This is a genomic window from Arenibacter certesii DSM 19833, from assembly GCF_000429545.1.
Taxonomy (GTDB): Bacteria; Bacteroidota; Bacteroidia; order Flavobacteriales; family Flavobacteriaceae; genus Arenibacter; species Arenibacter certesii.
On sequence record NZ_AUCB01000009.1, the window covers coordinates 1 to 23,343 of the forward strand.

Below are 23,343 nucleotides of genomic sequence, written 5' to 3' on the forward strand. Positions count from 1 at the left end.
CCTTTCTGGCAAGTATGCCCTGTCCCTATTATGTCAACGATATTGCGCCCCAGTGGCGCGGTGCGTACTCCTTATAAATAAGGATTGCGAGCCAAAGATTTTAGGTGGCCATGGCGACGGGGCCCACCCCTTACCATCTCGAACAGGGAAGTTAAGCCCGTCTGCGCCGATGGTACTGCTATATCAAGTGGGAGAGTAGGCCGCCGCCTTTTTTTAAGAGTCCCTTCATGGAAACATGGAGGGACTCTTTTTTTTGCCCCTATCCCAACCTGCTTCTGTATATGGGCACAGACCCTATACGGATTCCAGACTAATCAGGGATCAAGCTCAAAAGTTGTGTGTGAATTAAAAATAGAATAAGATCTTTGCAAAAAAACGAACAGCCTTGGAATTATCTATCGACCTATTAAAGCTTATACTGCCGGAACTTTTAATAACCCACTTTAAACTAGTTTCTCATAAAACAGAAGAGGGTACGCTTCATTTATATTTCGAAGAAAAGAAGGATACTCCTAAACAGGAAAAACATCGCACTTTAATAGCCCATGGTTTTCACAAAGAGATTGTCGTCCAAGACTTTCCATTGCGGAGAAAGTCGGTCTTTCTTCACATTAAGCGCCGCCGTTGGTTGGATAAGGCCACTGGGCAAGCCGTGCAAAGAGATTGGGATCTGGTCGCACAGGGAACACGAATGACCATCGAGGTCGCTGCTTTTTTAAAAGTACTTAGTCGATACTAAGGCTTCGGACTGCCGCACCATAGGCCATTTCTATGGGGTCGACGGAAAGAAGCTCCAGCGACAGTACAAGGATTATCTGATCGATTTTAAAGATTGGGAGCAAAAGGGACATGCCAAACAATTGCTCATCTTTCCCGAGAATAGCGGGCCATATCTGTCCATTGACGAAACGGCACTCTCCAAGGGGGAACTCTACACCATAATCACCAACAAAAAGGCCAAGGGCAGGAAAGGATTTATAGTGGCCATATTCTCCGGTACCAAGGTGGAACCTATTATAGAACAGCTAATGAAGATATCGGACAAGGAAAGGGCCAAGGTCAAGGAGATCACCCTGGATATGGCAAACTCAATAAAGACCATCGCGAAGAAGTGCTTTCCCAAGGCAATATAGGTCACCGATCGCTTCCATGTACAAAAACTCGCACTGGAAGCCCTTCAGGATATCCGGATTAAACACAGACGGGACGCAATAGACCTGGAGAACGAACAGATAAAACAGGCAAGGGCAAAGAACAAGACATTCGTCCCAAAAGAATTCAATAACGGGGATACAAGAAAGCAACTAGTGGCCCGCAGCAGGTATTTACTGTACAAGGCTCCAAATAACTGGACAGAGAACCAATGCAAAAGAAGCAGGATATTATTCGATCAATATCCCGATATAAAGATTGCCTTCGACCTGGTCCAAGGACTCAGAAACATATTCATTACGGCAACGTCCATAGAGACCGCCTATACAAAACTCGCGCATTGGTACAAGAATGTAGAAAATACAGGATTTAGGGCGTTCAACACCATCGCATACACCATAACACTCAACTATAGATCTATCCTAAACTATTTTATAAATAGGAGCACAAATGCAGCGGCAGAATCATTCAATGCCCAGATAAAGGCATTTAGAAGTCAATTTAGAGGTGTGAAAAACGTAGAATTCTTTCTTTATAGATTAACCACAATATTTGCATAAACACAACAATTGTTCTTGATCCCCGGTAACTATTACCTTACCGCTTAGTTATTGCCCACATTCTTTGACGTGAACTGCCTCATCATCATTGGATGAGAGGTAATTAATGTGCGACTGATACGCGGTCGTAGGGTTGCCGTCGAGATAGGTTACGCGATGCACTCTGTTTTTGTTGTTTGTATGGGGCCTTGCTGCGGAACCTATACGGTTCCCGCTTCCCGAGTGTCTATCTTCTTTTATAGTGGCTGCCTCATCATTGGATGATAGGATTACTAATGTGCGACCGATACGCGGCTTTATGGTTGCTGTTGTGACTGGTAACGATGCGTACCGTTTTTGTGGTAGGTATGGTGCGTTGCTGCGGAACCCTTGCTGTTCCCGCTTCCCAGGTGTCTATCTACCTTTAAAGTGGCTAACTCATCACTGGAAGTGAGGGTTACTAGTGTTTGACCGTTACCTATTAAGAAACTGCTTCATCATTGGATGATAAGTGATCCATGTCCAATCGCAATGCGGTTGCTCCGCTGCTGTAGTAAAAGGTCAGGATGTGCTCTTTTGATACCTTCAGACTTGGGCGCGAATTAACGACACTATAAGGAGCTAAATTTATTCTTGAAGAGAAAGTGGCCTAAGGATTTAAAATATCCTCATACTCCATATAAAACGCTTCTAACTTATCCATGTTGTCTCTTAAAAATTCCATGGTTTCTTGCCAAGTGTTTTTATTGTATATGGATACATTGGGTTTGCTCACCCATATCCGGGAGATCTCCTTTCCGTTGCTTAGAACGTAACTATCATTAAATTGCACGTTTGGTAGGTATACGGATTCTAATATAGAACGAAGCGATTCTAACCTCTCCCACATTTCTAATCGTTTTTCTAAATCCTGATTTTCAATATCCATTGAAACCATAGCATTCTTCGCTTCAAAGTGGAATTTGAAAGAGAAATCTTTTATTTTGGTGCGATGCAAGATCCATTTCCTGGGAAATGATTTTCCAAAAGATATCCAGAAATCTTGTCGTAATTTTTTAGCTTCCTCTCTACTGAACATTTAAAAAACATATGCTATCGCAATCCCAATGATAATGACCAGAAGTTTGCGTAAATTAAACTTGTGGTGTTCTGAGCTTTCAAATAGAATAACCGTCGAAATATGTAAAAAAACACCAATAACCAATGCATTCAAATATACGGCATAGGTTTCTATAAAGGCAAAATTAGCTGCCATAAAGGTGCCAAAAGGGGTCATTAGTGAAAATAGTATAATAAATAATATAGAAGGTATTAATTTAATTTTAGAGGCTAATAAAAATATACTTAAGATAATGGCAATTGGTATTTTGTGTACTAAAATGCCATAAAGGATATTGTGATGGCTTTCTATGGGTATCCCCTCTAATACGCTATGTATAGAAAGACTAACAAATAGCATCCAAGGGAATTCTTTGTTTTCTGGATCTAAATGTACATGCCCGTGTTCTGCCCCTTTAGAGAAAAACTCTAGGAATATTTGTAATAGGATCCCAAGCATAATAAACACACCCACTGTTTTGGAATCGGAGTCCATATATACTTCAGGGAATAGCTCAAAAACGGTTAAGGCTAAGAGAAAGGCACCACTAAAGGCTAATAATAGCTTAAAGGTCTCTTTATTTTTGGGTTTGGTGACATAAACAAAAAGAAAGCTGAACAATACCGCAAGAATGGGTAATAAATAAATCATGTACGTATGGTTAGGTGTTGTACTTATTAGGGAAATATCCTAATGGGGGATAAAATTAATGTATTTTTGTGGTAATTTTAATAGGAGGTATGAACAATAATTTTAAAATGGTAGCCAAAACCATGTTCGGTTTCGAGGAAATTTTGGCAAAGGAGTTACGAGACCTTGGTGCAAGTAATGTAGAAGAGGGAATAAGAAGTGTTTCTTTTGAGGGAGATACTGGATTTATGTACAAGGCCAATCTATGTCTTAGGACTGCCATTAAAATTATTAAACCTATACATTCTTTTAATGTTAGAAACGAGGATGATCTCTATAGGAAGATTTATTCCATGGATTGGTTCAACTTTCTTTCTACGGATACCACTTTTGCTATTGATGCCACAGTAAACTCGGATAATTTCACCCACTCTTTATATGTTTCCCAAAAAACTAAGGATGCTATTGTGGATAAATTTAGAGATACGGATGGTAGCAGGCCCAATGTGGATATTAAATTCCCGGATTTGCGGATCAATATTCATATACAAAAGGACCATTGTAATGTATCTTTGGATTCTTCGGGGAGATCACTACACCAAAGAGGATACAGAACAGCAACCAATATCGCTCCTATCAACGAAGTGTTGGCAGCGGGATTATTATTGTTGAGCGGTTGGGATGGACAGGGTGATTTTCTTGATCCTATGTGCGGTAGTGGTACGTTGTTAACTGAAGCCGCTATGATTGCTTGCAATATCCCCGCAAATATAAATAGAAAGGAATTTGCATTTGAAAAATGGCACGATTTTGATGAAGATCTTTTCAATAAAATTATTGAGAGCAGTTTAAATAAGACTAGAGATTTTCATCATAAGATTATAGGGTATGATAAAGCACCATCCGCAGTCAGGAAAGCTATGGATAACGTAGCTAATGCCAATCTATCTGAATATATTACCATCGAAAGAAAGAATTTCTTTGATACAGAGAAATTTACGGATAACCATTTACACATGGTTTTCAATCCGCCGTACGGAGAACGATTGGATATTGAAATGGAAGATTTTTATACGGATATTGGTAATACCTTAAAAAGAAATTATCCTGGCACAGATGCCTGGTTTATTACTTCTAATTTAGATGCTTTAAAATTTGTAGGACTACGTCCATCTAGAAAGATAAAAGTATATAACAGTCACTTGGAATCCCGCTTGGTGAAATATGTTATGTATGAAGGAAGTAAAAAGACTAAATTTAACAAAGACAATTAGTCCGAATTTTATAAATAAAAACAGTGTGCCGTGAAACCAAAATACAAAGCTTTTATCTATAATTTTCTAGGCTTCGCTATATTATTTGTCACCGTCCGGTTAGTACTTGGAATGCTTTTAACAATAGACACACTTATCCTAGCGATTATAGCAGCCGTAGTGGCAAGTGTGCTGGCGCCAAAATTTGCTGCTGTTAAAACCTCGGAAGGTGATAAGGTTATGATGAAATGGATCTTTTTAAAAGGAGTAAGGGAGCTTTAGATTAATTAACTGGAATTTCGTCCTGTGCTTTAGTTTTTTTATCTTCATTAATCTTTTTGGCTTTCTTGTAAAGTGGCAAAAAGTAGGTGAGAGTGTAGTTATAACCAACCCCAAATTTACTTCCATCGGTTACTTTGTTAAACCCGGGTATCCATAGATTGCGAAATCCTTCTGGTTCCTTATTGCTAACCAGATAGCCTATTCTAACACTGGCACCCAAATAAATATTGGCAAAAAGTTCGGCCTTAACACCTACTACGGCTTCTAGCCAGCTTGCATTTAAACTGTTGAACTCCTGAGGAACAGTAGAGCCAACAGGGAAATCTGGTGGAACATTGGGCCCTGGGTCAAGTTGATAATTTGGATCGGTCCAATATCGGTTGGTGCTAAAAATATGATAATTGTTAAGGGTCTGGCTGAAACTACTAAAAGCATATCTTCCGCCAACGTGGATAATATTATGCATTCCGTACCAGTTGCCATACGTATTATAATCTGCCCCTAATTTTATATAGCTTCCGAAGCTAGTGAAATTATAAAGATCTTCTTGTTGAGTTTTCTTTTCATTTCCCAATTCTGCAGCTAAATACCAATTCGTGGTAAGGCGATAATCTCCCACAATTTCCAAGCCGGTATATCCATCCGTTAAAGCGGATATAAGCGGTCTACTGAGGTCTATACCCACCCTAATACCATAAGGATCGGTTCTGGCAATGGTGTCCTTAGGTTGCAGGTCTATGGGTTTGGTTTGGGAGTAACCCGAAAGAAACCCGAAGAAAAGGAAACTATTAATGATATATTTTAACATGCGCTTCGGTTGAATTTTCTACCAGGGGAGTTGTAATTTCTATATCCTTGATCCAATTTTGAGATTCGGACCTTAAATCACCGCTTAAATTATCGAAATTGGCGATATGGCCACAAGCCCTAGATACAAACTTATCCTTTCGGTTATAATTAAAATAAAGACTATCTAAATCTCCGCCTTCCAATAAAATGGGTTGCCCGGCCTGATCTTGCGCTTCCACATCAACGGAGTTGGATATAAAATAAAACCCTGTACTGCTGTTTGTTACTTTTAATGGAATAGCGATCGAATCTAGATCGGTGCGATCTGAGACGCCACTAACAGTAGATTTTTGTCCTATGCCTACAATACGGAATTTGGGTACTTTTTTTAATTCTGTCCTATTGTCGGCATCATAGAACCGAACCACCAATAATGGAGTATTTCCGTCTATGCAAATATCGTCTTTTTCACAACTTATAATACCTATGCAAAAAATAACGATACCTGCTATTAGAATGGCGGTGGGAAGTTTAGTTCTAAACATTACGATGGGACCTGGTTTTTTCGTTTTTTCAAAAGTACAACATTTTCCACATGATGGGTTTGCGGAAACATGTCTACAGGTTGCACTTTTGCAACTTCATAATCTTCCTTCATCAACTCCAAATCCCTAGCTTGTGTTGCACTGTTGCAGCTTACATAGACCACCTTTTCTGGGGAAATATTCAGGATTTGTTGCACCACATCTTTATGCATTCCGTCCCTTGGTGGGTCGGTAATAATAAGATCTGGCTTACCATGGGTAGCAATAAAAGTCGCATTGAAAACATTTTTCATGTCACCGACAAAGAACTGAACATTATGTATGTTATTTCTTTCGGCATTGGCTTTTGCATCGGCAATAGCTTCTGGAACAGCTTCAATTCCAACTACCTTTTTTGCATTTCTGGCAACAAATTGGGCAATGGTACCCGTACCGGTATATAAGTCGTAAACGAGCTCTTCACCAGTAAGTCCAGCAAAGTCCCTAGTTATTTTATACAGTTCAAACGCTTGGTCCGAGTTGGTCTGATAAAAGGATTTTGCCGTTATCTTAAATTGTAGGCCTTCCATTTCTTCAAAAATATGATCTCGACCCGCATAGCATACTACTTCTTGATCGTAAATGGTATCGTTTTGCTTTTGATTTATTACGTATAGCAATGCAGTTATCTCGGGGAATGTGGTAGATAGGTGATCCATTAATAGGTCACGTTTGTCCTGATCATTCTCGAAAAATTGAACCATTACCATAATTTCTCCCGTTGAAGAGGTGCGTATCATGGCCGTTCTTAATAATCCATGCTGATTTCTTGGATTAAAAAATGAAAGGTTATTATTTACTGCAAATTCTCTAATTTCCAGTCGAATTGCGTTGGAAGGATCTTCCTGTAGATGACACTTTTTAATGTCCAATATTTTATCCCACATGCCTGGGATATGGAATCCTAAAGCATTTTTATCTTGAATTTCTTCACCCGAATTTATTTCATCCAAGGTTAGCCATCGGCTATCCGAAAAAGAAAATTCCATTTTATTTCTATAGAAATACTGCTTTTTAGAGCCCAGTATTGGCATAGTTTCTGGGAGTTCCAAATGTCCAATCCTACGCAAATTGTTTTCTACTTCCTTTTGCTTGTAAAACAATTGGTGTTCATATCCCATATCTTGCCACTTGCATCCCCCACAAACTCCGAAGTGTTCGCAAACAGGAGTGACCCTTTTTGGAGAAAGGGTATGGAAATGGGTCGCCTCGCCCTCAAAATATGATTTTCTTTTTTTTGTGGTTTGTACGTCTACTATATCCCCAGGAACGGTATTGGTAAGGAAAATTACCCTCCCGTCAGGAGCTTTTCCAATAGTCTTGCCTTTTGCTCCGGCATCTACGACCTCTACGTTCTCAAAAATCTGTCTTTTATTCTTTCTTCGCATAACGCAAAAATAGGGGATTTTTTCAGGATTTAAACTCATTTTTGCGGAACTTTCAGCAAAGTAGGTAGGTTAATTATTGTGCATTGCTGCCTAATTTGATTAGGATGCAAGTTATGGCTTTAAAGGAGGCTGCGGCAGGATAATATTCCTTTGTTCTCACGTAATGGATGTCGCAATATGCAGGAAAAGAACCATGGTAATTAGTTGCTTATTTTATCGGGGGATTCAAAATTATATCAGAAAAGGGTTATTACGTAATTAACAACGGGAAGTATAGACCTTGTAATAGGGTTATCTTGTTGAAGAAGAATGGATGTATATATAAATGATAACTTATCCTGAACTATTGGTCGGAATTATATTAATTTATCAATGGTACCCTATTTTTAAATGGGAATTATGAGTTACCTGAATTTTATTTTTTAGTAATTTAGCAATTCTACAAAGGATGATTTCTCTCCCCAAAGAAGGAATTGCTATAGTTTTATTTAAATTTTAATAACTCATGTCACAAACGGAAAATTTAACTTCAGAAAATGCTATTGCATTGGAGGATAAGTATGGAGCGCATAACTACCATTCCTTACCTGTGGTTTTAAGTCGGGGAGAGGGAGTATATGTCTGGGATGCCGAAGGGAAGAAGTATTATGATTTTCTTTCTGCTTATTCCGCAGTCAATCAGGGACATTGTCATCCAAAAATTGTAGATGCTATGACGCGTCAGGCGCAAACGCTCACTCTTACCTCTAGGGCATTCTACAATGATCAGTTAGGGAAGTTTGAGAAATATGCTTGTGAAACCTTTGGATATGATAAAATGCTGCCCATGAATACGGGTGCGGAGGCAGTGGAGACTGCTTTGAAAATTTGTAGGAAATGGGCCTATGAGAAAAAAGGAGTTGCCTCGAACGAAGCGCAAATTATTGTTTGTGAGAATAATTTTCACGGTCGTACTACCACTATAATCTCATTTTCTAATGATCCTGTAGCTAGGATAAATTTTGGACCTTATACTAAGGGGTTCATTAAAATTGAATATGATAATTTAATTGCTTTGGAGGAGGCATTGAAAAGCAATGATAATGTAGCGGGATTTTTGGTGGAACCCATTCAGGGGGAAGCGGGAGTATATGTGCCTACTGACGGATATTTGGCCAAAGCTAAGGCACTCTGTGAAAAATATAATGTTCTCTTTATTGCTGATGAAGTACAAACAGGAATTGCTAGGACGGGAAAAATGTTGGCAGTAGATCATGAAGGAGTTAAACCCAATATGTTAATTTTAGGAAAGGCACTTTCTGGGGGTGCCTACCCAGTATCTTGTGTTCTAGCCGATAATGATATAATGGATGTAATTGGACCTGGAAACCATGGAAGTACATTTGGTGGTAACCCTGTTGCTGCAGCAGTGGGAATTGCTGCATTGGAGGTGGTTAAAGAGGAAGGCTTGGCAGAAAATGCGCGGGAATTGGGTGAGCTCTTTAGGGCAGAGCTCAATAAGTTTATTCCTGGTAGTTCTATTGTGACTGCAGTAAGGGGGAAAGGGCTTTTGAATGCCATTTTGGTGAATGATTCCGAAGTTAGCTCTACAGCGTGGAATATTTGTTTAGCCTTACGGGATAATGGTCTCTTGGCAAAACCAACCCATGGTAACATTATTAGATTTGCTCCTCCTTTGGTTATGACACGTGAGCAATTGCTAGACTGTGTCGCTATAATCATTAAAACTCTAGAGCAGTTTCAGAAATAAATTGTTTCCTATAATATATGTAAAGAAAGGCCTGCTCTATATAGCAGGTTTTTTTATGCGGATGGGGCAAGAAAGGTAAATGGAAATATGGGGATATTTCTAAAGATGGTGAAGAGCATCACGATAATAAGAACTATTATAGGTGTCCTGGGATGATAAATAATATCCGGATAGTTTTTGCCAATCTTAATCGAGAGAAATTTTATGGAAAAGTGATAACTCATCAACATAAAGGCGGGTATAAACAGTGCATTGGACTTTAATGTGCCAACAAAATTTAAGTGTAAAAGATGATGAAGCGCTCTTTGGCTGCCGCATCCCGTACAATAGTATCCCGTAAAATGGTAGAAGAGGCATTTAGGGAAATAGGACGAGCTACTGGGATCCATAAAAAAATATAGGAGTGCTATTCCAGAGAATAGCACTCCTATAAGTAATATTAATAACTGTTTTTTACCTTTTTTAGAAATCACTGTCTCATTAGTAACTGCTGCTTAGAAAGCTGGCAATAGCAGCAAATCCAAAAAAAGCGATTGAAACAACGAAAATAACCACTACCAGCCCTATGCTGACCAAGGCCCATGTTTTTGCATTTTTAGATGCACGCTCTGCGGCATCATAATTCCCTAGGGCATAGGCTTCATTTACCTTGGCAGCATAAATTATGCTAACTATCCCTGGAATAATACAACAGAAAATTGTACTGAATATAGCAAGGATTAAATAGTTGCTAGGTTTTGGTCTATAATTGTTTTCCATTGGTTTGGTTGTAATAACATGAAGCTATGACATAGGCTCTATTCCATATTACCCAAGTAGTCCTCCAAACGCTCTCTCATAAGATCCTCGTTTTGTAAGGCATCCCAACCGATGATAGAAACAATCCATACGAAAAACACAACTACCAAAATATTTAATACAATCCCGATTATAGATAGTGTTTTACCTAATTTTACATTGTTGTACCCCTCATATTGATCTGGATTAAGAGCATAAAGGTTGGTTGCTTTATTGGCTAAGATTAGCCCTATAATTCCGAAAATTAATCCAATAACACCATAGCAACAACAAGTTACTATTGAGATGATACCGAAAACTAAAATGAGTGTTGCATTGGGTAGTTTTTGTTGTTCCATGGTTTGATTTTAATAGATTATTTTAAGCATTTTTATTATATAACTAATGATAATGATACCTGCATTTAGGTATAACAGGTATATTTTTATTTTGAAGCTATTTTTTACTTCAAAGAAAAGACTAAATCCTAAAAACGCAATCAATAGAATAATAGTGTAAATAGCAGGGAACATTCTAAACGCTGAAATAAAATTCCCTTCAAGAATAAAAGAAATGGCGCGTTGGATACCACAACCGGGACAATCGATACCAAAGATTTCCTTGTTCAGACAAGGCAGCATATAGTTTTCCAGCTGTAACAAGTACATTTTATCCCTATTTTAAAGTGCTAATATAATTGTTTACGGGAAATTACTATTATTTTTGGGCAATGAAAATGAAACGAACTTTTTATTTACTAATGATTGCAATCGGAGGCTTAATCGCTGGTTTTGGTAACCGATTTATGGGAGAGGAGTTTGCACTGATGGTCGGATTTGTATTGTTGATGTTCGGACTCTATAAATCTACTCAATTATGGAGCAGCAGCCAATTGGATGAAAGAGAGCGAATAAAAGAAGAAGATGATGAGATTTAAAGTAGGCGATAAGGTAGAAGCTATTGACGATATAGTTAGGGGTAAAATAGTACATATTCATGGTAAAGAAATTACGATGGAAAGTACTGAGGGCTTTGTATTGAGATTTTTTGCGGAGGAATTGATGCCTTTACCCAAAGATGGGGAAATTGCAGTTTCTAATTTTGAGGTGGCTAAAATAAAGGCAGAAAAGGAAATCCCTAAAAGGCGACATAGACCAGTGGCCAAGCCTAAAGAACGGAGTGCTCCTAAGATGGAGGTAGATCTTCATATAGAGAAATTGACCAAGACTCCCAAAGGGATGACCAATTTTGAGATTTTAAACCTTCAAATGGATACGGCAAAACGGCAATTGGATTTTGCCATGCGAAAAAGAATACAAAAAGTTGTGTTTATTCATGGCGTGGGAGAAGGAGTATTGAAAGAAGAACTCTATTTTTTGTTCAGAAATTACGAGAATGTAAAATTTTATGACGCCGATTACCAAAAGTATGGCGCAGGTGCTACAGAAGTCTATTTTTTTCAAAAATAATGGTAGTAGAAAGTCTAAGCTGTTTTACTTAGTTGTAACAGTGCCAAAATCATTGATTCTAAGATCGGTAATGCGTTGATCGTTAGTTTTATTTACTAGCGATATTTCGCTTAATTTTATAGTATGTTCATAAGAAGTAGTTTCGCCCTCTACTTTAGCTGTAGTCGTTATTAGAACGAATCCACTTTGAGCCTCAATTTCTTCGGTTACCGTAGGAGTGATTGGGGGAACTGCATCACAAAAATAATTTTTGCTCACTTTGTCGGAAAAAATACGATATGTAACCTTGGTTTCCCCAGATATTGGAATTTGTACTTCGCCTTCGTATTCCTCGTTTATTAAGGTGCCACTGCTTAAGGTTAGAATCAATGCTTCATTATTAACAATTTTGAAAAACACAGTGCTCTCGGTGGTTGGGGTGCTCCCGCAGAACTGAATTTGACTGTCATCAAAATTTATAGTTTCAATTTGTAGGTCCCCATCGTCACAGGAATAAAGGCTAATCAAAAAAACAAATAATAGAATATTTCTCATGCCTCAAATTTAATAGAAATTTAAGTGATAAACCTACAGCTTTCCCTGTATTTCACAGGAAATTAACTTAAATTCAAGTATTTTTGCCATGCCTAATTTAGGTAAGGGAGTTTAAATAAATCAATGTTTTAATGAGAAAGGTATATTTGGATAGCGCCGCCACAACTCAGGTAAGACCAGAGGTAATAACGAGAATGCAGGAAGCCCTGTCCGACTATTATGGAAATCCTTCTTCTAGCCATAGTTTTGGAAGATCGGCAAAAACAGGTATCGAAAAGGCTAGAAAAACCATAGCAAAACAATTAAACGCCAATCCCTCTGAAATTGTTTTTACTTCGGGAGGAACGGAAGCAGATAATATGATTCTTCGTTGTGCCGTGAGGGACCTTGGTGTTAAAACCTTAATAACATCTCCTATAGAGCATCATGCGGTTTTGCACACGGCTCGCGAATTAAAGCGGGAGTATGGTATAGCGCTGCAATATGTAAAGCTAGATCTAAAAGGAAATCCAGACCTAACTCATTTAGAGTCTTTATTAAAAAATGATGACGATAAAAAATTAGTCAGTTTAATGCATGTCAACAACGAGATTGGAAATCTGTTGGATATTGATTCCGTGACTAAGCTTTGTGTAGATAACAACGCCTTATTTCATTCGGATACTGTGCAGTCTATTGGACATTATTCTTGGGATGTGCAGAAAACACCGCTTCATTTTCTAACCGCTGCGGCCCATAAATTTCATGGTCCTAAGGGAATTGGATTTGCTTATATCAAAAGAAATACGGGACTAAAACCTTTAATCTTTGGGGGCTCGCAAGAACGGGGATTTAGAGCGGGAACCGAGTCATTCCATAACATAATAGGTTTGGAAGAGGCGTTTTTACTGGCTTATAGCAATATGGAGGTGGAATCTAAATATATTGCCGACCTAAAGCACTATTTTTTGGAGAAGCTACAGGCCGCTATTCCAGGAGTTAAATTTAACGGGGAGTCAGGAAATATGGAAAAAAGCACTTATACTTTGGTGAATGTCTGTCTGCCATTTGATCCCGAAAAGGCTTTGATGCTGTTATTTCACCTAGATATGAAAGGAATTGCCTGTTCTGCGGGAAGTGCCTGCCAATCTGGTAGTAACCTTGGCTCGCATGTTCTTTCGGAGATCCTTTCTGAAGAAGAGATGAGGAAGCCCTCCTTAAGGTTTTCATTTTCCAGTTACAATACTAGGGAAGACTTGGATTATGTGATCCAAGTCTTAAGCGATTACAATAAGGATTAGCTCTTTTTTCTATCTCGTGGACGTTCACGATCATAGGGGAACTTCCTAGAGGTCATTTTCATCATTTTATCTATAAGGTCTGTCGTATTCTTGCCAGACTTTTTATTAATTTGTTTTTCGTATTTCCATAGTAATTTGCCGGTATTGCCATCACTTATTTTTACCCCTATCCTACCATAGTCTGCTTGTCCATCTATATAATCCATTATCCTGAATGAGGTAGGGACCCCTTTAGAAAGTAGTACGTTAAGATCTAGGCTACCGCTAATAAGTCCGTCTACCCCCAAAATTTCACATAGCTGCTTTACGGTATAGATATCAATATTTTCATAAGTTATATTGTTCTGTTTTAAAAGCGCATTGGTGTTCTCTGTATTTTGGAATTCTACCGAGAATTTCTTTTTTTTCTTCCTTTTGGAAAAATAGGTTTCCAGCGCATTTTGTACCTCGTAAGCTTCTTTTTCTTCCAGCTTTTTCAATTCTGCATTAGAGATACCATCTTTAAGTTGTAGATTGGTTACAAATGGTATGATAGCCAAGGTTTCGTGCTTTTGACTCAATTCGTCAAATTTAGTGCTCTCATAAACATTCTTTTGAGCATTTAGGCTCAAACACAGAATAGCAAATAGGAATAGAAATTTATTTTTCATTCGATACTAATGTATTATAATTGTTAATACGACTGCCAATTAGAATTTTTTAAGTGCATTAGGCGTGTGGGTCTCCATATTTTGAGTTGGATATAAACCAATTCTATAATTAAAAGGGGCTGATTAATGGAGCTCAGTTTAATTTTATTGTAAAAATATGGCAATTTCCGAATCTTCAACTTTAATATTTTCTAAATAGGTCGTTAGTTATCTTATGTTTGGCACTTTTGCGGTAATGTAGCTCGCCTCAACAGTCTTAATTTCTATAAAAGGTACTGTTAAACGTACTGCTATTGCCTACATTATCTGTTACTATGACTTCTAGGTCACACTGTTTTTTATCTAGGATAATATCATCAAAATTATAGGTTATAGTATTGGTCTTCGGCTCGTATTCCATTAAAATCCATTCCCCGTTCAAGGTAGCCGTGTAGGTGTTTATTCCGCTTAAATCATCATCAATTCTAAGACTTAAATAATTGTAATTGGTGAGCCATTGTTTGTCTTTAAAGTTTTTCGGGCTTATTCTAGGCGCTATAGTGTCTTTTGCAAGGGTGTAGGTCCCTAAATTACGGGTTCTAGTGGAAAAGGTGGTTCCTCTTTTGTAGGTGGATGAAAAGCCAGGGGTCATGTTCTTGTCCAATCTTCCTATAAACATTTTGTCTCTTTCTTCCTTAGAGTAATCAGTTACATCAAAAGTGATCGTAAAATTCCTATGAACAGCGACTTTGCTGTTGTGGATGGTAACTGTGTCTTTCCCCTTTTTAAGATCAATATAGAAATTCTCATAAAATGTATTGGCAGGAAAATATACTTTAGCTCCTTCTAAATCAAAATTATTAGGTTTTTTGGCGATAATATAGTTATCGGTTTTATCGTCTTTTTTCGGGATTATAATTTCTTGATTTTTCCCTTCTACCGGAATAATCAATTTTGTAGTGTTTCCAGCTAGGTCACTAATATGTATTTCTATGTTATATGATAGCCCATCAGTTATGTCTATTTTCCCATCGTTGTAAAGGGTGTTGTAGATTCCCAATAAATTACTGGGTTCCTTGTAGCACTTCTGAATCCTTTCATAGTAGGTAGCGTAATGGGGATAATCTATTAAGGTATTTATATACCTGCTTTCTGGAAATGAAAAAGTTTCAAAGGCGTATTCTGTATATACCTTCCCGTTTACGATTTGTTTTAGTGAATAGGCGCCGTTTTTGTTGGCGGCTAGGTCCTGACGGTCATATGTATTTATTCCAAATCCTATTACTCCGGTTGCAGTAACCTTATCAGCTAAATAAGAACCATCTGCTTGCCGGTGATATTTTAGTTTTACTTTCTCCTGGCTTTGGTTAACCTGGGAATTGTCGGATAATGGGTAGGCATAGGCTCCAAGCAACGTGGGGCTAGTAGCATCACGGACTTCTAAACCATAAAACAAGGGGTTTGTAGGCATTTCTGTGGCGCTAGTTCTTATTTCGAAATGTAGGTGAGGCCCGGCAGATCCCCCTGTATTGCCAGTATAAGCAATAAGATCTCCTTTTTTAAGTGGAATTTCGGAGATGTCGGGAAAAATTTCTACTTCATAAGATTTTTTTTGGTACTGTACTTTCTTAACGTACTCTTCAATTTCTGGGGAAAATTTTTGAAGATGGGCATAAACAGAAGTATGTCCATTAGGATGAGCAATATATAAAGCTTTGCCATATCCCCAATGCGAAACCTTTATTCTGGTTACCCTACCATCACCAATAGAAAATACTGGGATTCCTTCCCGCTGTTGAGTCTTTATGTCTACTCCTGCATGGAAATGATTGGACCGTAATTCACCAAATGTGCCCGATAAAATAATTGGGATGTCTAAGGGAGGTCTATAGATATCTGTTGGATACTTTGCCTGTCCATAACCAATAAGTGTAAGTAATAAGTACAATCCTAAAAAAGTCCCTCTCATAATTATTTGTAAATTGAGGCGAAAGTAATTAATACCGTTCAAATTATAAAAAAAGTAGTGGTTTTAAATATGTTACGAGTTCAATTCATGAGTTCGGTACAAGTAGTGGCAGCATTACTTTCAGAATAAGTGAAAAAAGAATTGCTAAGTAGAGCGAGGAATATTAACTTTGTGTAAAATGCATTGATATTTGCATATGAGTGAATTGGTAGATATTGTAGATTCTTTAGAAAATAAAATAAGTAAGTTGTTGCACCAGTTAGCGCTTTTGCAAGACACAAACCTTAAATTAGAAGGAGAATTGGCTGCTGTGAAAAACGAACACGAAGTAACATTAGCTTCGGTAGAGGAGTGGCAGGACAAGTACAATTCACTGAAGTTGGCAAGTACAATACTGGGCAGTGATACAAACAAGACTGAAGCTAAGCTTAAGATAAACACATTGATAAGAGAGTTGGACCATTGTATAGTGCAACTATCGGAATAATGTAAGATAATAATATGGCAGATAAGCTCAAAATAAAGCTTTCTATAGCAGATAGGGTATATCCCTTGACCATAGATCCTTCACAGGAAGAAGGTCTTAGGAAGGCGGCTAAGAATATAGACCAGTTAGCTAAAAAATTTGAGCAAAATTATGCCGTTAGGGACAAACAGGATGTGTTGGCCATGTGCGCACTCCAATTTGCCTCTAAAATTGAGCAAAGAGGAATAGATCAAACGGAGGGGGTTACAGAAACTGCTGAGCGACTGAAAGCTTTAGATCTTTTGATTGGTTCCAAGCTAGGAATTAAATAACGTTCTTTTAAATAAAAAAGTTACTGCCCACATTGGTAATTAATATTTGACAAACTCAACACTAATTTGTTTGAAAAGGGTGAGTTTAGATTGTAAAAGCAGGCCTTACTAGTATAAGGATCCTTGATCAGTCTGTTAGCCCTAAACCTGTTTATAGGGGTTTGTACAAATCTTCCATCAATGTGGGCTTTTTTTTTACTAATTTTTAACACATATATGGAGAGTATAGCGATAATAACAGGTTTGGTTGGGCTGGTGATAGGTTTTGCCATTGCAAAGGCTATGGAAAAAGGCAAGGCGTCCAAGATCATTACCAATGCAAAAAATGAAGGTGCCAACATCATTAAGGAGGCGCAAATTGAAGGAGAAAATATTAAAAAAGATAAAATCTTCCAGGCCAAAGAAAAATTTCTGGAGCTGAAGGCAGAACATGAAAAAGTTATAATAAATAAGGATAAGAAGATTTCTGAATCTGAAAAGCGCACTAGGGATAAGGAGTCGCAGGTGAGTGGTGAACTTGCAAAAGGTAAGAAAATGAACGAGCAACTTGAAAGCAAGTTGAAAGAAGTTGAAAGCAAGAGCGAATTATTTGAGAAAAAACAGTCCGAGTTAGATAAGTTACATAGAAGTCAAGTACAGCAATTGGAAGTTATTTCCGGATTATCTGCCGATGAGGCAAAATCGCAGTTGTTAGAATCCCTTAAAGATACTGCTAAGTCTGATGCTATGTCTTATATTCAAGCCACTATAGAGGAGGCTAAACTTACTGCACAGCAGGAGGCTAAAAAAATAGTAATAAATACCATTCAACGTATTGGAACTGAGGAGGCTGTTGAAAATTGTGTCTCTGTATTCAATTTGGAGTCCGACGATGTTAAAGGTAGAATAATAGGACGTGAAGGACGGAATATTAGGGCCTTGGAAGCAGCAACAGGTGTAGAAATTATTGTAGATGATACCCCAGAAGCTATTATTCTTTCTTGTTTCGATTCTGTAAGAAGAGAAGTAGCAAGGCTATCGCTCCATAAATTGGTGACCGATGGAAGAATACACCCCGCACGTATTGAGGAAATCGTAAAGAAGACGGAAAAACAGATAGAGGAGGAAATAGTTGAAATTGGTAAACGTACTGTTATCGATCTTGGAATTCACGGTCTGCACCCAGAATTGATCAAAGCAGTGGGTAGAATGAAATATAGATCTTCCTATGGCCAAAACCTTTTACAGCACTCTAGGGAAGTAGCAAAACTCTGTGGGGTAATGGCAGCTGAACTAGGAGTAAATCCTAAAATGGCTAAACGGGCAGGTCTTTTACACGATATAGGCAAGGTGCCCAATACAGAGGCAGAGGTAGAAACTCCGCATGCTATCTTGGGGATGCAGTGGGCTGAAAAGTATGGAGAGAAAGAAGATGTGTGTAACGCTATTGGAGCTCACCATGATGAGATTGAAATGAAAAACTTGATTGCGCCGATCGTACAGGTTTGTGATGCTATAAGTGGTGCTAGACCTGGTGCCAGAAGACAGGTGCTCGATTCTTATATTCAACGTTTAAAAGATTTGGAAGAAATTGCCTTCGGGTTTGGAGGAGTCCAAAAAGCCTATGCTATCCAAGCAGGTAGAGAACTAAGGGTAATTGTCGAAAGCGAAAGAGTCAGCGATGATAGAGCAGCAGAGCTTTCTTTTGAAATTTCTCAAAAAATACAGACAGATATGACCTATCCAGGACAGGTGAAAGTCACCGTAATTAGGGAAACAAGGGCCGTAAATGTTGCAAAGTAAATTGTAGTATTATCTTTTAGTCCGGAAGCTGTTTAAGATTAGTGACCGGCATTTAGTAATACAATATTAAGTCATTCTTAAGGTTAAGGTTTTCCTTGCATTAAGAATGGCTTTTTTGTTGCTTATATAGTAATAAGTTCCTGGCATATACTAATATTGATGTATCTCCATAAAAACATAAACATGATAGGGGGGTAAGGGATGTCAACCATTGGTGTTAATAATAAAAAACCTTACAGACCACATTCTCTTTCTTATTCGTAGGTGCTTAAGTATTGGTACCTATGCTTTGTATAAGAGTAAGTATCCATAAATAATTATAAAATTCCATTTTTCTGGGCTGTGAGCTCAGATTATTGCAAATACATATCTTGGTTAGGCTTTTAGGAATAAAGGTATGTAATGAGGTTATTTTATCATTAAAATTGACATTAGAGTACGTTACACCTATAAAAGCAACAACCCCATTTTCGTTTTTTAGAAAATAGGGTTGTTAAAAGTTATTGGCGTTATATGAGGACCATTATGTTAGGCCTCTTCTTCGTCCGGATTTTGCTCTTCTTCCGCTTCCTTTATTAAATTATTTGCTAAAATATTTAATTTTTTCAGCTTTGCTTTCCATGTTTCCAACGACTCTTTGTGATTATTTATGTTTTTAATAACCTCTTTAACTAATGGATTGTCTTCGGAAGCATTGGAGAAGAATTGAAGGTTATTTTCCAATTGCCTGATCTCATTCTTGCTTTCATCAATTTTTCTCCTAATAAAGGTACGTTCATTAGAAATGGCATAGTCATTATCATTGTTGGCTAAACGTTGTATCTTATTTCCGTATTTTAAGAGTTCTGCTTCTTGTCGACTTATGTCTAGTTTCTTGAAAATGGCATCTAAAATTTTATTGAATTTAGCGTTAATGCTCATTTTATTATAAGGTACCCTACCAGACTCTTTCCATTCGGCAATAAATTCCTTTATGGCAGCTAGGTCCTTCTTTTTGTCGCCGCTTAATTCAAATTTCTTTAGCCTATCCAAGCAGGCATTTTTCTTCTCGTAATTTTCTGATTCTTCTTTCTGAGCTTCGTTTTTTAATGCATGGAAACGATCAAAATACTGATTACAAGCTGTTTTAAACTCTTTCCATATTTTGTCCGAGTACTTTCTAGGGACATGTCCTATTTTTTTCCATTCGCTTTGGATCCGTTTCATCTCTTGGGTGGTGGTGTCCCAATCTTCACTGTCTTTAAGTGAGATGGCAAGATCTAATAAGGCTCTTTTTTTATCTAGGTTAACCTGTTGTTCCTTTTTTAGGTTTTTATAGTAGCTATTCTTATTCCTGTTGAATTCCCGAACGGCTCCTTTAAAGTTAGCCCAAGTTTCTTCATTTACCTTTTGAGGTACTTTGCCTGCTTTAAAAAATTGATCCCTCAGCTTTTCAACTTCACGGATCTGCTGCTGTAGCTCCTTGTGTTTTGTTGCAGTGTTGGAGGCTATATTTTTAATGGAATCGATTATTTCATTTTTCTTTTCCAGGTTCACCTCATAGACCTTCTCTAGTTCTTTATAGTTTTCTTGTCTTCTCTGATGTAGCTGCTTTGTGGCATTACTAAAACGCTCCCATATTTCTTCTCTATGTTCTTTTCCTACCGGACCAATATCCTCTTTCCACATTTTGTGTAGAATTTGGAGTTCCTGAAAGGCTTTGTGCAAGTCTTCTTCCTTTACTAAGGATTCTGCACGTTCTACGATTTTTAATTTTTCTTCATAGTTGTATTTAAAATCAAGATCTCTGAGCTCTCGATTAATATGAAGAAAATCGTAAAACATTTCAATATGATGGTGGTATGTACGCCAAACATCGTTATAATTGGTCCGAGGAACCGGACCTGCTGATTTCCATCGTTCTTGTATATCCTTAAAGTTCTTATAGGTAGTATTTATATCTTCCTCTACATTGATTAAACCTTTTAACTCTTCTATAATCTCTAGCCTTTTTCCTAAATTGGTTTTAAGGCCCTGCTCAAGATTTTTATAATAGGCATTTCTCTTTTCCCTATAATCGGTATAAACCTCATTAAATTGTCTTTTGGTAACGGAATTATATCTGAAATCTATTTCATTGCCACCACTACTAATAAATTCCTCCTTTTTTTCTTCAATAAATTCCTGGAATTTTAAATCGAATTCATATTTAATTCCGTCTACATGCTTCTTAATAGCTTGTACTTTTTCATTACGTACCAACCTCTGTAGTTCACCTACTAAGTTTTCCATGGACATAGCATGGTAGTCTGGCATTGGAATTTGATGGCGTAGTTGATTATCTGAATCTTCTGCATCTTCTGCGTTGGATTCATCTATTTCCTCTAAAATATTCTCTTCTTTTTCTGTGGAATCGGATTTTGAGGTATCAGCTGTTGCAGATTCTATGTTAGTGGTATCTGAAATATCTATTGCCTCATTGGCAACAGCATCTTTGTCTTCTACTTTATGGGCTGCTTTAAGCGCTTTGTTTTCCACAGCTTCGTCTGCATCTGCATCGGAAGCATCTTCATCTTGCTTAGCTATCGAATTGGGATCTTCCGACTTTTCAAGCTTATCAGACACCACATTTTCCTGATTGGAATTATAGAGTGGTTCGCTGGTCTTCTCTAAACTATCTGAGGAACCCTTTTTCTCTGAAACTTCCTCTTTACCTACATTATTTTGTAGTTTATTCTCTTTGTCTTCTAACATCTTATGAATGTTTATAGCTATTGGGGCGTAATTTACAATAATAAAATTACAACCTATTCAATAACAAAGATAATGAAACTTCTGTTTAAGAAGGTAATTAGGATTATAAGGTATTGTGTATTGAAAATCAGATATATAAGAATGTAGTAGTTATGAATTCCAGATTTCCCATGCTTTTTCTGCTTGAAATTGTAGCATTTTGGATCCATTACAGATTTTGGCACCCTTTAGTTCACCTTCCGTTAGAAACGCCGTTTTACTAGGGTTGTAGATAAGGTCAAATAAGAGGTGTTTAGGTGTAATCTGATTGTAGGGGATATCTGGTTTGTCCGTAATATTGGGATTAGTTCCTAACGGCGTGCAATTGATCAAAACTGTGTTTTTCTGCATTAGTTCCAAATTAAGGTCACCATAGTTTAATTGACCCTTTTCTGGATTTCGTGAAACAAAGGTATAGGTTATTCCTAATTTGCTTAGCACATAGGAAATAGCCTTAGAAGCTCCTCCCGTGCCTAAAATCAAAGCATTTTTGTGATGATTCTCTAAATGGGGGGCTATGGATTTATAAAAGCCATATGCGTCTGTATTGTAGCCAATGGACTGGTTTTTAACAATTTTAATGGTGTTTACCGCTCCAATAGCTTTTGCTTCAGCCTCAATTTTACTTAAAAAGGGTATAATTTGCTCCTTATAAGGAATGGTAACATTAAAACCGCTAATATTCTTATTTTGTTGCAAGATATCCGGAAACAGATCTATAGTATCTATATCAAAATTCTCATAAGAGTGTGTATTTAAACCTAACTGGGAGAATTTTTCCGTGAAGTATCCTCTGGAAAACGAATAGGAAATGTTTCTTCCTATTAAACCATACCTATGCGTTTTCTTGTCTGTTTCTTCCATACCAATCCAAAGCTAATAAAATTAATATTCCGAAAATGATGAAAAATAGGGCCCAATACGTCTCCGCTATCATCAGATCGGGTAAATATCGTTCGTAATTTGTTATAATGGGGCTATCATTAGTGTCTAATAGCATATTCCCCTGTGCGTCTGTTCTATATAAGGTTCGCTTCCAAGGCCAGACCACCCCTAAGGAGCCAGTGATAAAGCCTATTATGACTGCAGTGGTGATATTTTTATAATGTTTAAGAACATAGCTCAGCAGATGTGAAAGGCTTACCAAACCAATTGCTGATCCAGCAGTAAATACACCTAGTATTTTTAGGGTGTTTAACCGCTTTATATTGTTGGTAAAGCTGAAATCACCTCGTAAAACTTCGGCGAACGTATCGTATAGCGCGTTTACAGAATCTACCAATAGCAATACATAATTCCCTAAAAGAATAAGTATAAACGATCCGGAAAGTCCGGGGAGCGTCATTCCTGAAACACTTATAATTCCACAGAAAAAGATAAATAACAGGTTGTCATTTTGTGTTGCTGGACTTAAAAAGCTTATAGAAATACCTATGATAAGACCGATGATCCCTGCTGTAATTGTACTTTTTCCCCATTGATTAAAATCCTTAGAGATATAATAAATAGAGCCTAAGATCATACCGAAAAATCCTGCCCAGACAAACAGTTCTTGTCTTTCTAGGAAATAGTCTAGAATTTTGGAAATACTAAAATAACTTATTAGCATCCCAAAAATCAGCAATGATAAAAATTGTCCATTGGTATAGCGGTAAAAGCTGTTAAACCTGCCACTTATTAAAAGTTTAAATGCTTTGCCGTTCACTTTTTGCAGGGAGTAGATAAACTCCTCATAAAACCCTCCAACAAAAGCGACAATACCACCAGAAACACCAGGGACCTTATTGGCGGCACCCATAAATAGGCCCTTGATAACCAAAAAGAATTTATCCGTAATAGATCTGGTATTTTTCATTTATGACGTGCC

The 23,343-nt window shown here is 37.5% G+C and carries 25 protein-coding genes, 1 rRNA gene, 1 other RNA gene and 1 pseudogene; 13 read left to right on the forward strand and 15 right to left on the reverse strand.

The features are described from left to right. The first annotated feature begins 100 nt into the window (after nucleotides 1–100). The 3 genes and pseudogenes from rrf to G466_RS21495 all read left to right on the forward strand — a co-directional run bounded on the left by rrf (nucleotide 101) and on the right by G466_RS21495 (nucleotide 1,712). Nucleotides 101–212, forward strand: a 5S ribosomal RNA gene (gene rrf, locus G466_RS0105190). A gap of 173 nt (nucleotides 213–385) precedes the next feature. Continuing rightward, nucleotides 386–739, forward strand: coding sequence for an ISAon1 family transposase N-terminal region protein (locus G466_RS0105195; RefSeq protein ID WP_026812700.1), 354 nt, complete (start codon nucleotides 386–388; stop codon nucleotides 737–739). A gap of 121 nt (nucleotides 740–860) precedes the next feature. Then, nucleotides 861–1,712: pseudogene (locus G466_RS21495) on the forward strand (ISAon1 family transposase). A 628-nt stretch (nucleotides 1,713–2,340) separates the two neighbouring features. On the opposite strand, the gene G466_RS0105205 reads toward G466_RS21495, so the two are convergent. Together G466_RS0105205 and G466_RS0105210 are read right to left on the reverse strand one after the other, a co-directional pair. Continuing rightward, nucleotides 2,341–2,769, reverse strand: a complete 429-nt coding sequence (locus G466_RS0105205; RefSeq protein ID WP_026812701.1) for a DUF4268 domain-containing protein — start codon at nucleotides 2,767–2,769, stop codon at nucleotides 2,341–2,343. Next, on the reverse strand, nucleotides 2,770–3,441 hold the full coding sequence (locus G466_RS0105210) for a ZIP family metal transporter (RefSeq protein WP_026812702.1): 672 nt from the start codon (nucleotides 3,439–3,441) through the stop codon (nucleotides 2,770–2,772). Between the two features lie 89 nt (nucleotides 3,442–3,530). Here G466_RS0105210 and G466_RS0105215 point away from each other — a divergent pair, with 89 nt between their 5' ends. Together G466_RS0105215 and G466_RS0105220 are read left to right on the forward strand one after the other, a co-directional pair. After that, the gene (locus G466_RS0105215) at nucleotides 3,531–4,694 is read left to right on the forward strand and encodes a THUMP domain-containing class I SAM-dependent RNA methyltransferase (RefSeq protein ID WP_026812703.1); all 1,164 of its coding nucleotides are present in this window, start codon (nucleotides 3,531–3,533) and stop codon (nucleotides 4,692–4,694) included. A gap of 30 nt (nucleotides 4,695–4,724) precedes the next feature. Next, nucleotides 4,725–4,955, forward strand: a complete 231-nt coding sequence (locus G466_RS0105220; RefSeq protein ID WP_026812704.1) for a hypothetical protein — start codon at nucleotides 4,725–4,727, stop codon at nucleotides 4,953–4,955. Nucleotide 4,956: 1 nt separating this feature from the next. On the opposite strand, the gene G466_RS0105225 is transcribed toward G466_RS0105220, so the two are convergent. From G466_RS0105225 to rlmD, 3 genes are read right to left on the reverse strand one after another with little or no spacing between them, the layout of a single operon-like run. Beyond that, nucleotides 4,957–5,763, reverse strand: coding sequence for a DUF6048 family protein (locus tag G466_RS0105225; RefSeq protein ID WP_026812705.1), 807 nt, complete (start codon nucleotides 5,761–5,763; stop codon nucleotides 4,957–4,959). Beyond that, entirely contained in the window at nucleotides 5,744–6,289 is a 546-nt protein-coding gene (locus G466_RS0105230) for a DUF6452 family protein (RefSeq protein WP_026812706.1), read from the reverse strand. The genes G466_RS0105225 and G466_RS0105230 overlap by 20 nt, the downstream gene beginning before the upstream one ends. Continuing rightward, nucleotides 6,289–7,716, reverse strand: coding sequence for a 23S rRNA (uracil(1939)-C(5))-methyltransferase RlmD (gene rlmD, locus G466_RS0105235; RefSeq protein ID WP_026812707.1), 1,428 nt, complete (start codon nucleotides 7,714–7,716; stop codon nucleotides 6,289–6,291). The genes G466_RS0105230 and rlmD overlap by 1 nt, the downstream gene beginning before the upstream one ends. Nucleotides 7,717–8,221: 505 nt before the next feature. On the opposite strand from rlmD, the gene rocD reads away from it, so the two are divergent. Then, on the forward strand, nucleotides 8,222–9,466 hold the full coding sequence (gene rocD, locus G466_RS0105240; RefSeq protein WP_026812708.1) for an ornithine--oxo-acid transaminase: 1,245 nt from the start codon (nucleotides 8,222–8,224) through the stop codon (nucleotides 9,464–9,466). Between the two features lie 53 nt (nucleotides 9,467–9,519). Here the strand turns inward: rocD and G466_RS24690 are convergent, their stop codons facing one another. From G466_RS24690 to G466_RS0105260, 4 genes are all read right to left on the reverse strand, one after another. After that, complete coding sequence (locus G466_RS24690) at nucleotides 9,520–9,855, reverse strand: DUF2752 domain-containing protein (protein ID WP_169720736.1); 336 nt, start codon at nucleotides 9,853–9,855, stop codon at nucleotides 9,520–9,522. 91 nt (nucleotides 9,856–9,946) lie between these two features. Further along, a complete protein-coding gene (locus tag G466_RS0105250) occupies nucleotides 9,947–10,225 on the reverse strand; it encodes a CD225/dispanin family protein (RefSeq protein WP_026812709.1) in 279 nt (92 codons plus the stop codon). A 38-nt stretch (nucleotides 10,226–10,263) separates the two neighbouring features. Continuing rightward, on the reverse strand, nucleotides 10,264–10,602 hold the full coding sequence (locus G466_RS0105255; RefSeq protein WP_026812710.1) for a CCC motif membrane protein: 339 nt from the start codon (nucleotides 10,600–10,602) through the stop codon (nucleotides 10,264–10,266). Nucleotides 10,603–10,611: 9 nt separating this feature from the next. Continuing rightward, on the reverse strand, nucleotides 10,612–10,911 hold the full coding sequence (locus G466_RS0105260; protein WP_034234753.1) for a DUF2752 domain-containing protein: 300 nt from the start codon (nucleotides 10,909–10,911) through the stop codon (nucleotides 10,612–10,614). Nucleotides 10,912–10,973: 62 nt separating this feature from the next. Here G466_RS0105260 and G466_RS0105265 point away from each other — a divergent pair, with 62 nt between their 5' ends. Further along, nucleotides 10,974–11,180: a hypothetical protein gene (locus G466_RS0105265; RefSeq protein ID WP_026812712.1), complete on the forward strand. Its 207-nt coding sequence runs from the start codon at nucleotides 10,974–10,976 to the stop codon at nucleotides 11,178–11,180. After that, nucleotides 11,167–11,712 carry a Smr/MutS family protein gene (locus tag G466_RS0105270; protein ID WP_026812713.1) on the forward strand — a complete coding sequence of 182 codons (546 nt, stop codon included), beginning with the start codon at nucleotides 11,167–11,169 and terminating at the stop codon, nucleotides 11,710–11,712. The genes G466_RS0105265 and G466_RS0105270 overlap by 14 nt, the downstream gene beginning before the upstream one ends. A gap of 24 nt (nucleotides 11,713–11,736) precedes the next feature. Here G466_RS0105270 and G466_RS0105275 read toward each other — a convergent pair whose 3' ends face one another. Beyond that, nucleotides 11,737–12,246 (reverse strand): hypothetical protein, encoded by a 510-nt coding sequence (locus G466_RS0105275; protein ID WP_026812714.1) that lies wholly within the window; start codon nucleotides 12,244–12,246, stop codon nucleotides 11,737–11,739. Nucleotides 12,247–12,377: 131 nt separating this feature from the next. Here G466_RS0105275 and G466_RS0105280 point away from each other — a divergent pair, with 131 nt between their 5' ends. Then, complete coding sequence (locus tag G466_RS0105280) at nucleotides 12,378–13,526, forward strand: cysteine desulfurase family protein (protein WP_026812715.1); 1,149 nt, start codon at nucleotides 12,378–12,380, stop codon at nucleotides 13,524–13,526. Here the strand turns inward: G466_RS0105280 and G466_RS0105285 are convergent. Beyond that, nucleotides 13,523–14,176, reverse strand: coding sequence for a hypothetical protein (locus G466_RS0105285; protein ID WP_026812716.1), 654 nt, complete (start codon nucleotides 14,174–14,176; stop codon nucleotides 13,523–13,525). The genes G466_RS0105280 and G466_RS0105285 overlap by 4 nt on opposite strands. Before the next feature lie 256 nt (nucleotides 14,177–14,432). Further along, nucleotides 14,433–16,124: a M23 family metallopeptidase gene (locus tag G466_RS0105290; RefSeq protein ID WP_026812717.1), complete on the reverse strand. Its 1,692-nt coding sequence runs from the start codon at nucleotides 16,122–16,124 to the stop codon at nucleotides 14,433–14,435. Between the two features lie 196 nt (nucleotides 16,125–16,320). Here G466_RS0105290 and G466_RS0105295 point away from each other — a divergent pair, with 196 nt between their 5' ends. The 4 genes from G466_RS0105295 (at nucleotide 16,321) to rny (ending at nucleotide 18,704) form a co-directional block, all read left to right on the forward strand. Then, on the forward strand, nucleotides 16,321–16,611 hold the full coding sequence (locus G466_RS0105295; RefSeq protein ID WP_026812718.1) for a hypothetical protein: 291 nt from the start codon (nucleotides 16,321–16,323) through the stop codon (nucleotides 16,609–16,611). Nucleotides 16,612–16,625: 14 nt separating this feature from the next. After that, a complete protein-coding gene (locus G466_RS0105300; protein WP_026812719.1) occupies nucleotides 16,626–16,922 on the forward strand; it encodes a cell division protein ZapA in 297 nt (98 codons plus the stop codon). Nucleotides 16,923–16,975: 53 nt separating this feature from the next. Next, nucleotides 16,976–17,085: non-coding RNA, 6S RNA (ssrS, locus tag G466_RS23480), on the forward strand. A 53-nt stretch (nucleotides 17,086–17,138) separates the two neighbouring features. After that, nucleotides 17,139–18,704, forward strand: a complete 1,566-nt coding sequence (gene rny / locus G466_RS0105305) for a ribonuclease Y (RefSeq protein WP_026812720.1) — start codon at nucleotides 17,139–17,141, stop codon at nucleotides 18,702–18,704. 528 nt (nucleotides 18,705–19,232) lie between these two features. On the opposite strand, the gene G466_RS0105310 is transcribed toward rny, so the two are convergent. The 3 genes from G466_RS0105310 to G466_RS0105320 form a co-directional block, all read right to left on the reverse strand. Continuing rightward, entirely contained in the window at nucleotides 19,233–21,437 is a 2,205-nt protein-coding gene (locus G466_RS0105310; protein ID WP_034234760.1) for a DUF349 domain-containing protein, read from the reverse strand. Nucleotides 21,438–21,587: 150 nt separating this feature from the next. Continuing rightward, nucleotides 21,588–22,340 carry a shikimate dehydrogenase family protein gene (locus G466_RS0105315; RefSeq protein ID WP_026812722.1) on the reverse strand — a complete coding sequence of 251 codons (753 nt, stop codon included), beginning with the start codon at nucleotides 22,338–22,340 and terminating at the stop codon, nucleotides 21,588–21,590. Next, on the reverse strand, nucleotides 22,312–23,331 hold the full coding sequence (locus tag G466_RS0105320; protein ID WP_026812723.1) for a DUF368 domain-containing protein: 1,020 nt from the start codon (nucleotides 23,329–23,331) through the stop codon (nucleotides 22,312–22,314). Before G466_RS0105320 ends, G466_RS0105315 begins: the two co-directional genes overlap by 29 nt. Nucleotides 23,332–23,343 lie beyond the last annotated feature (12 nt).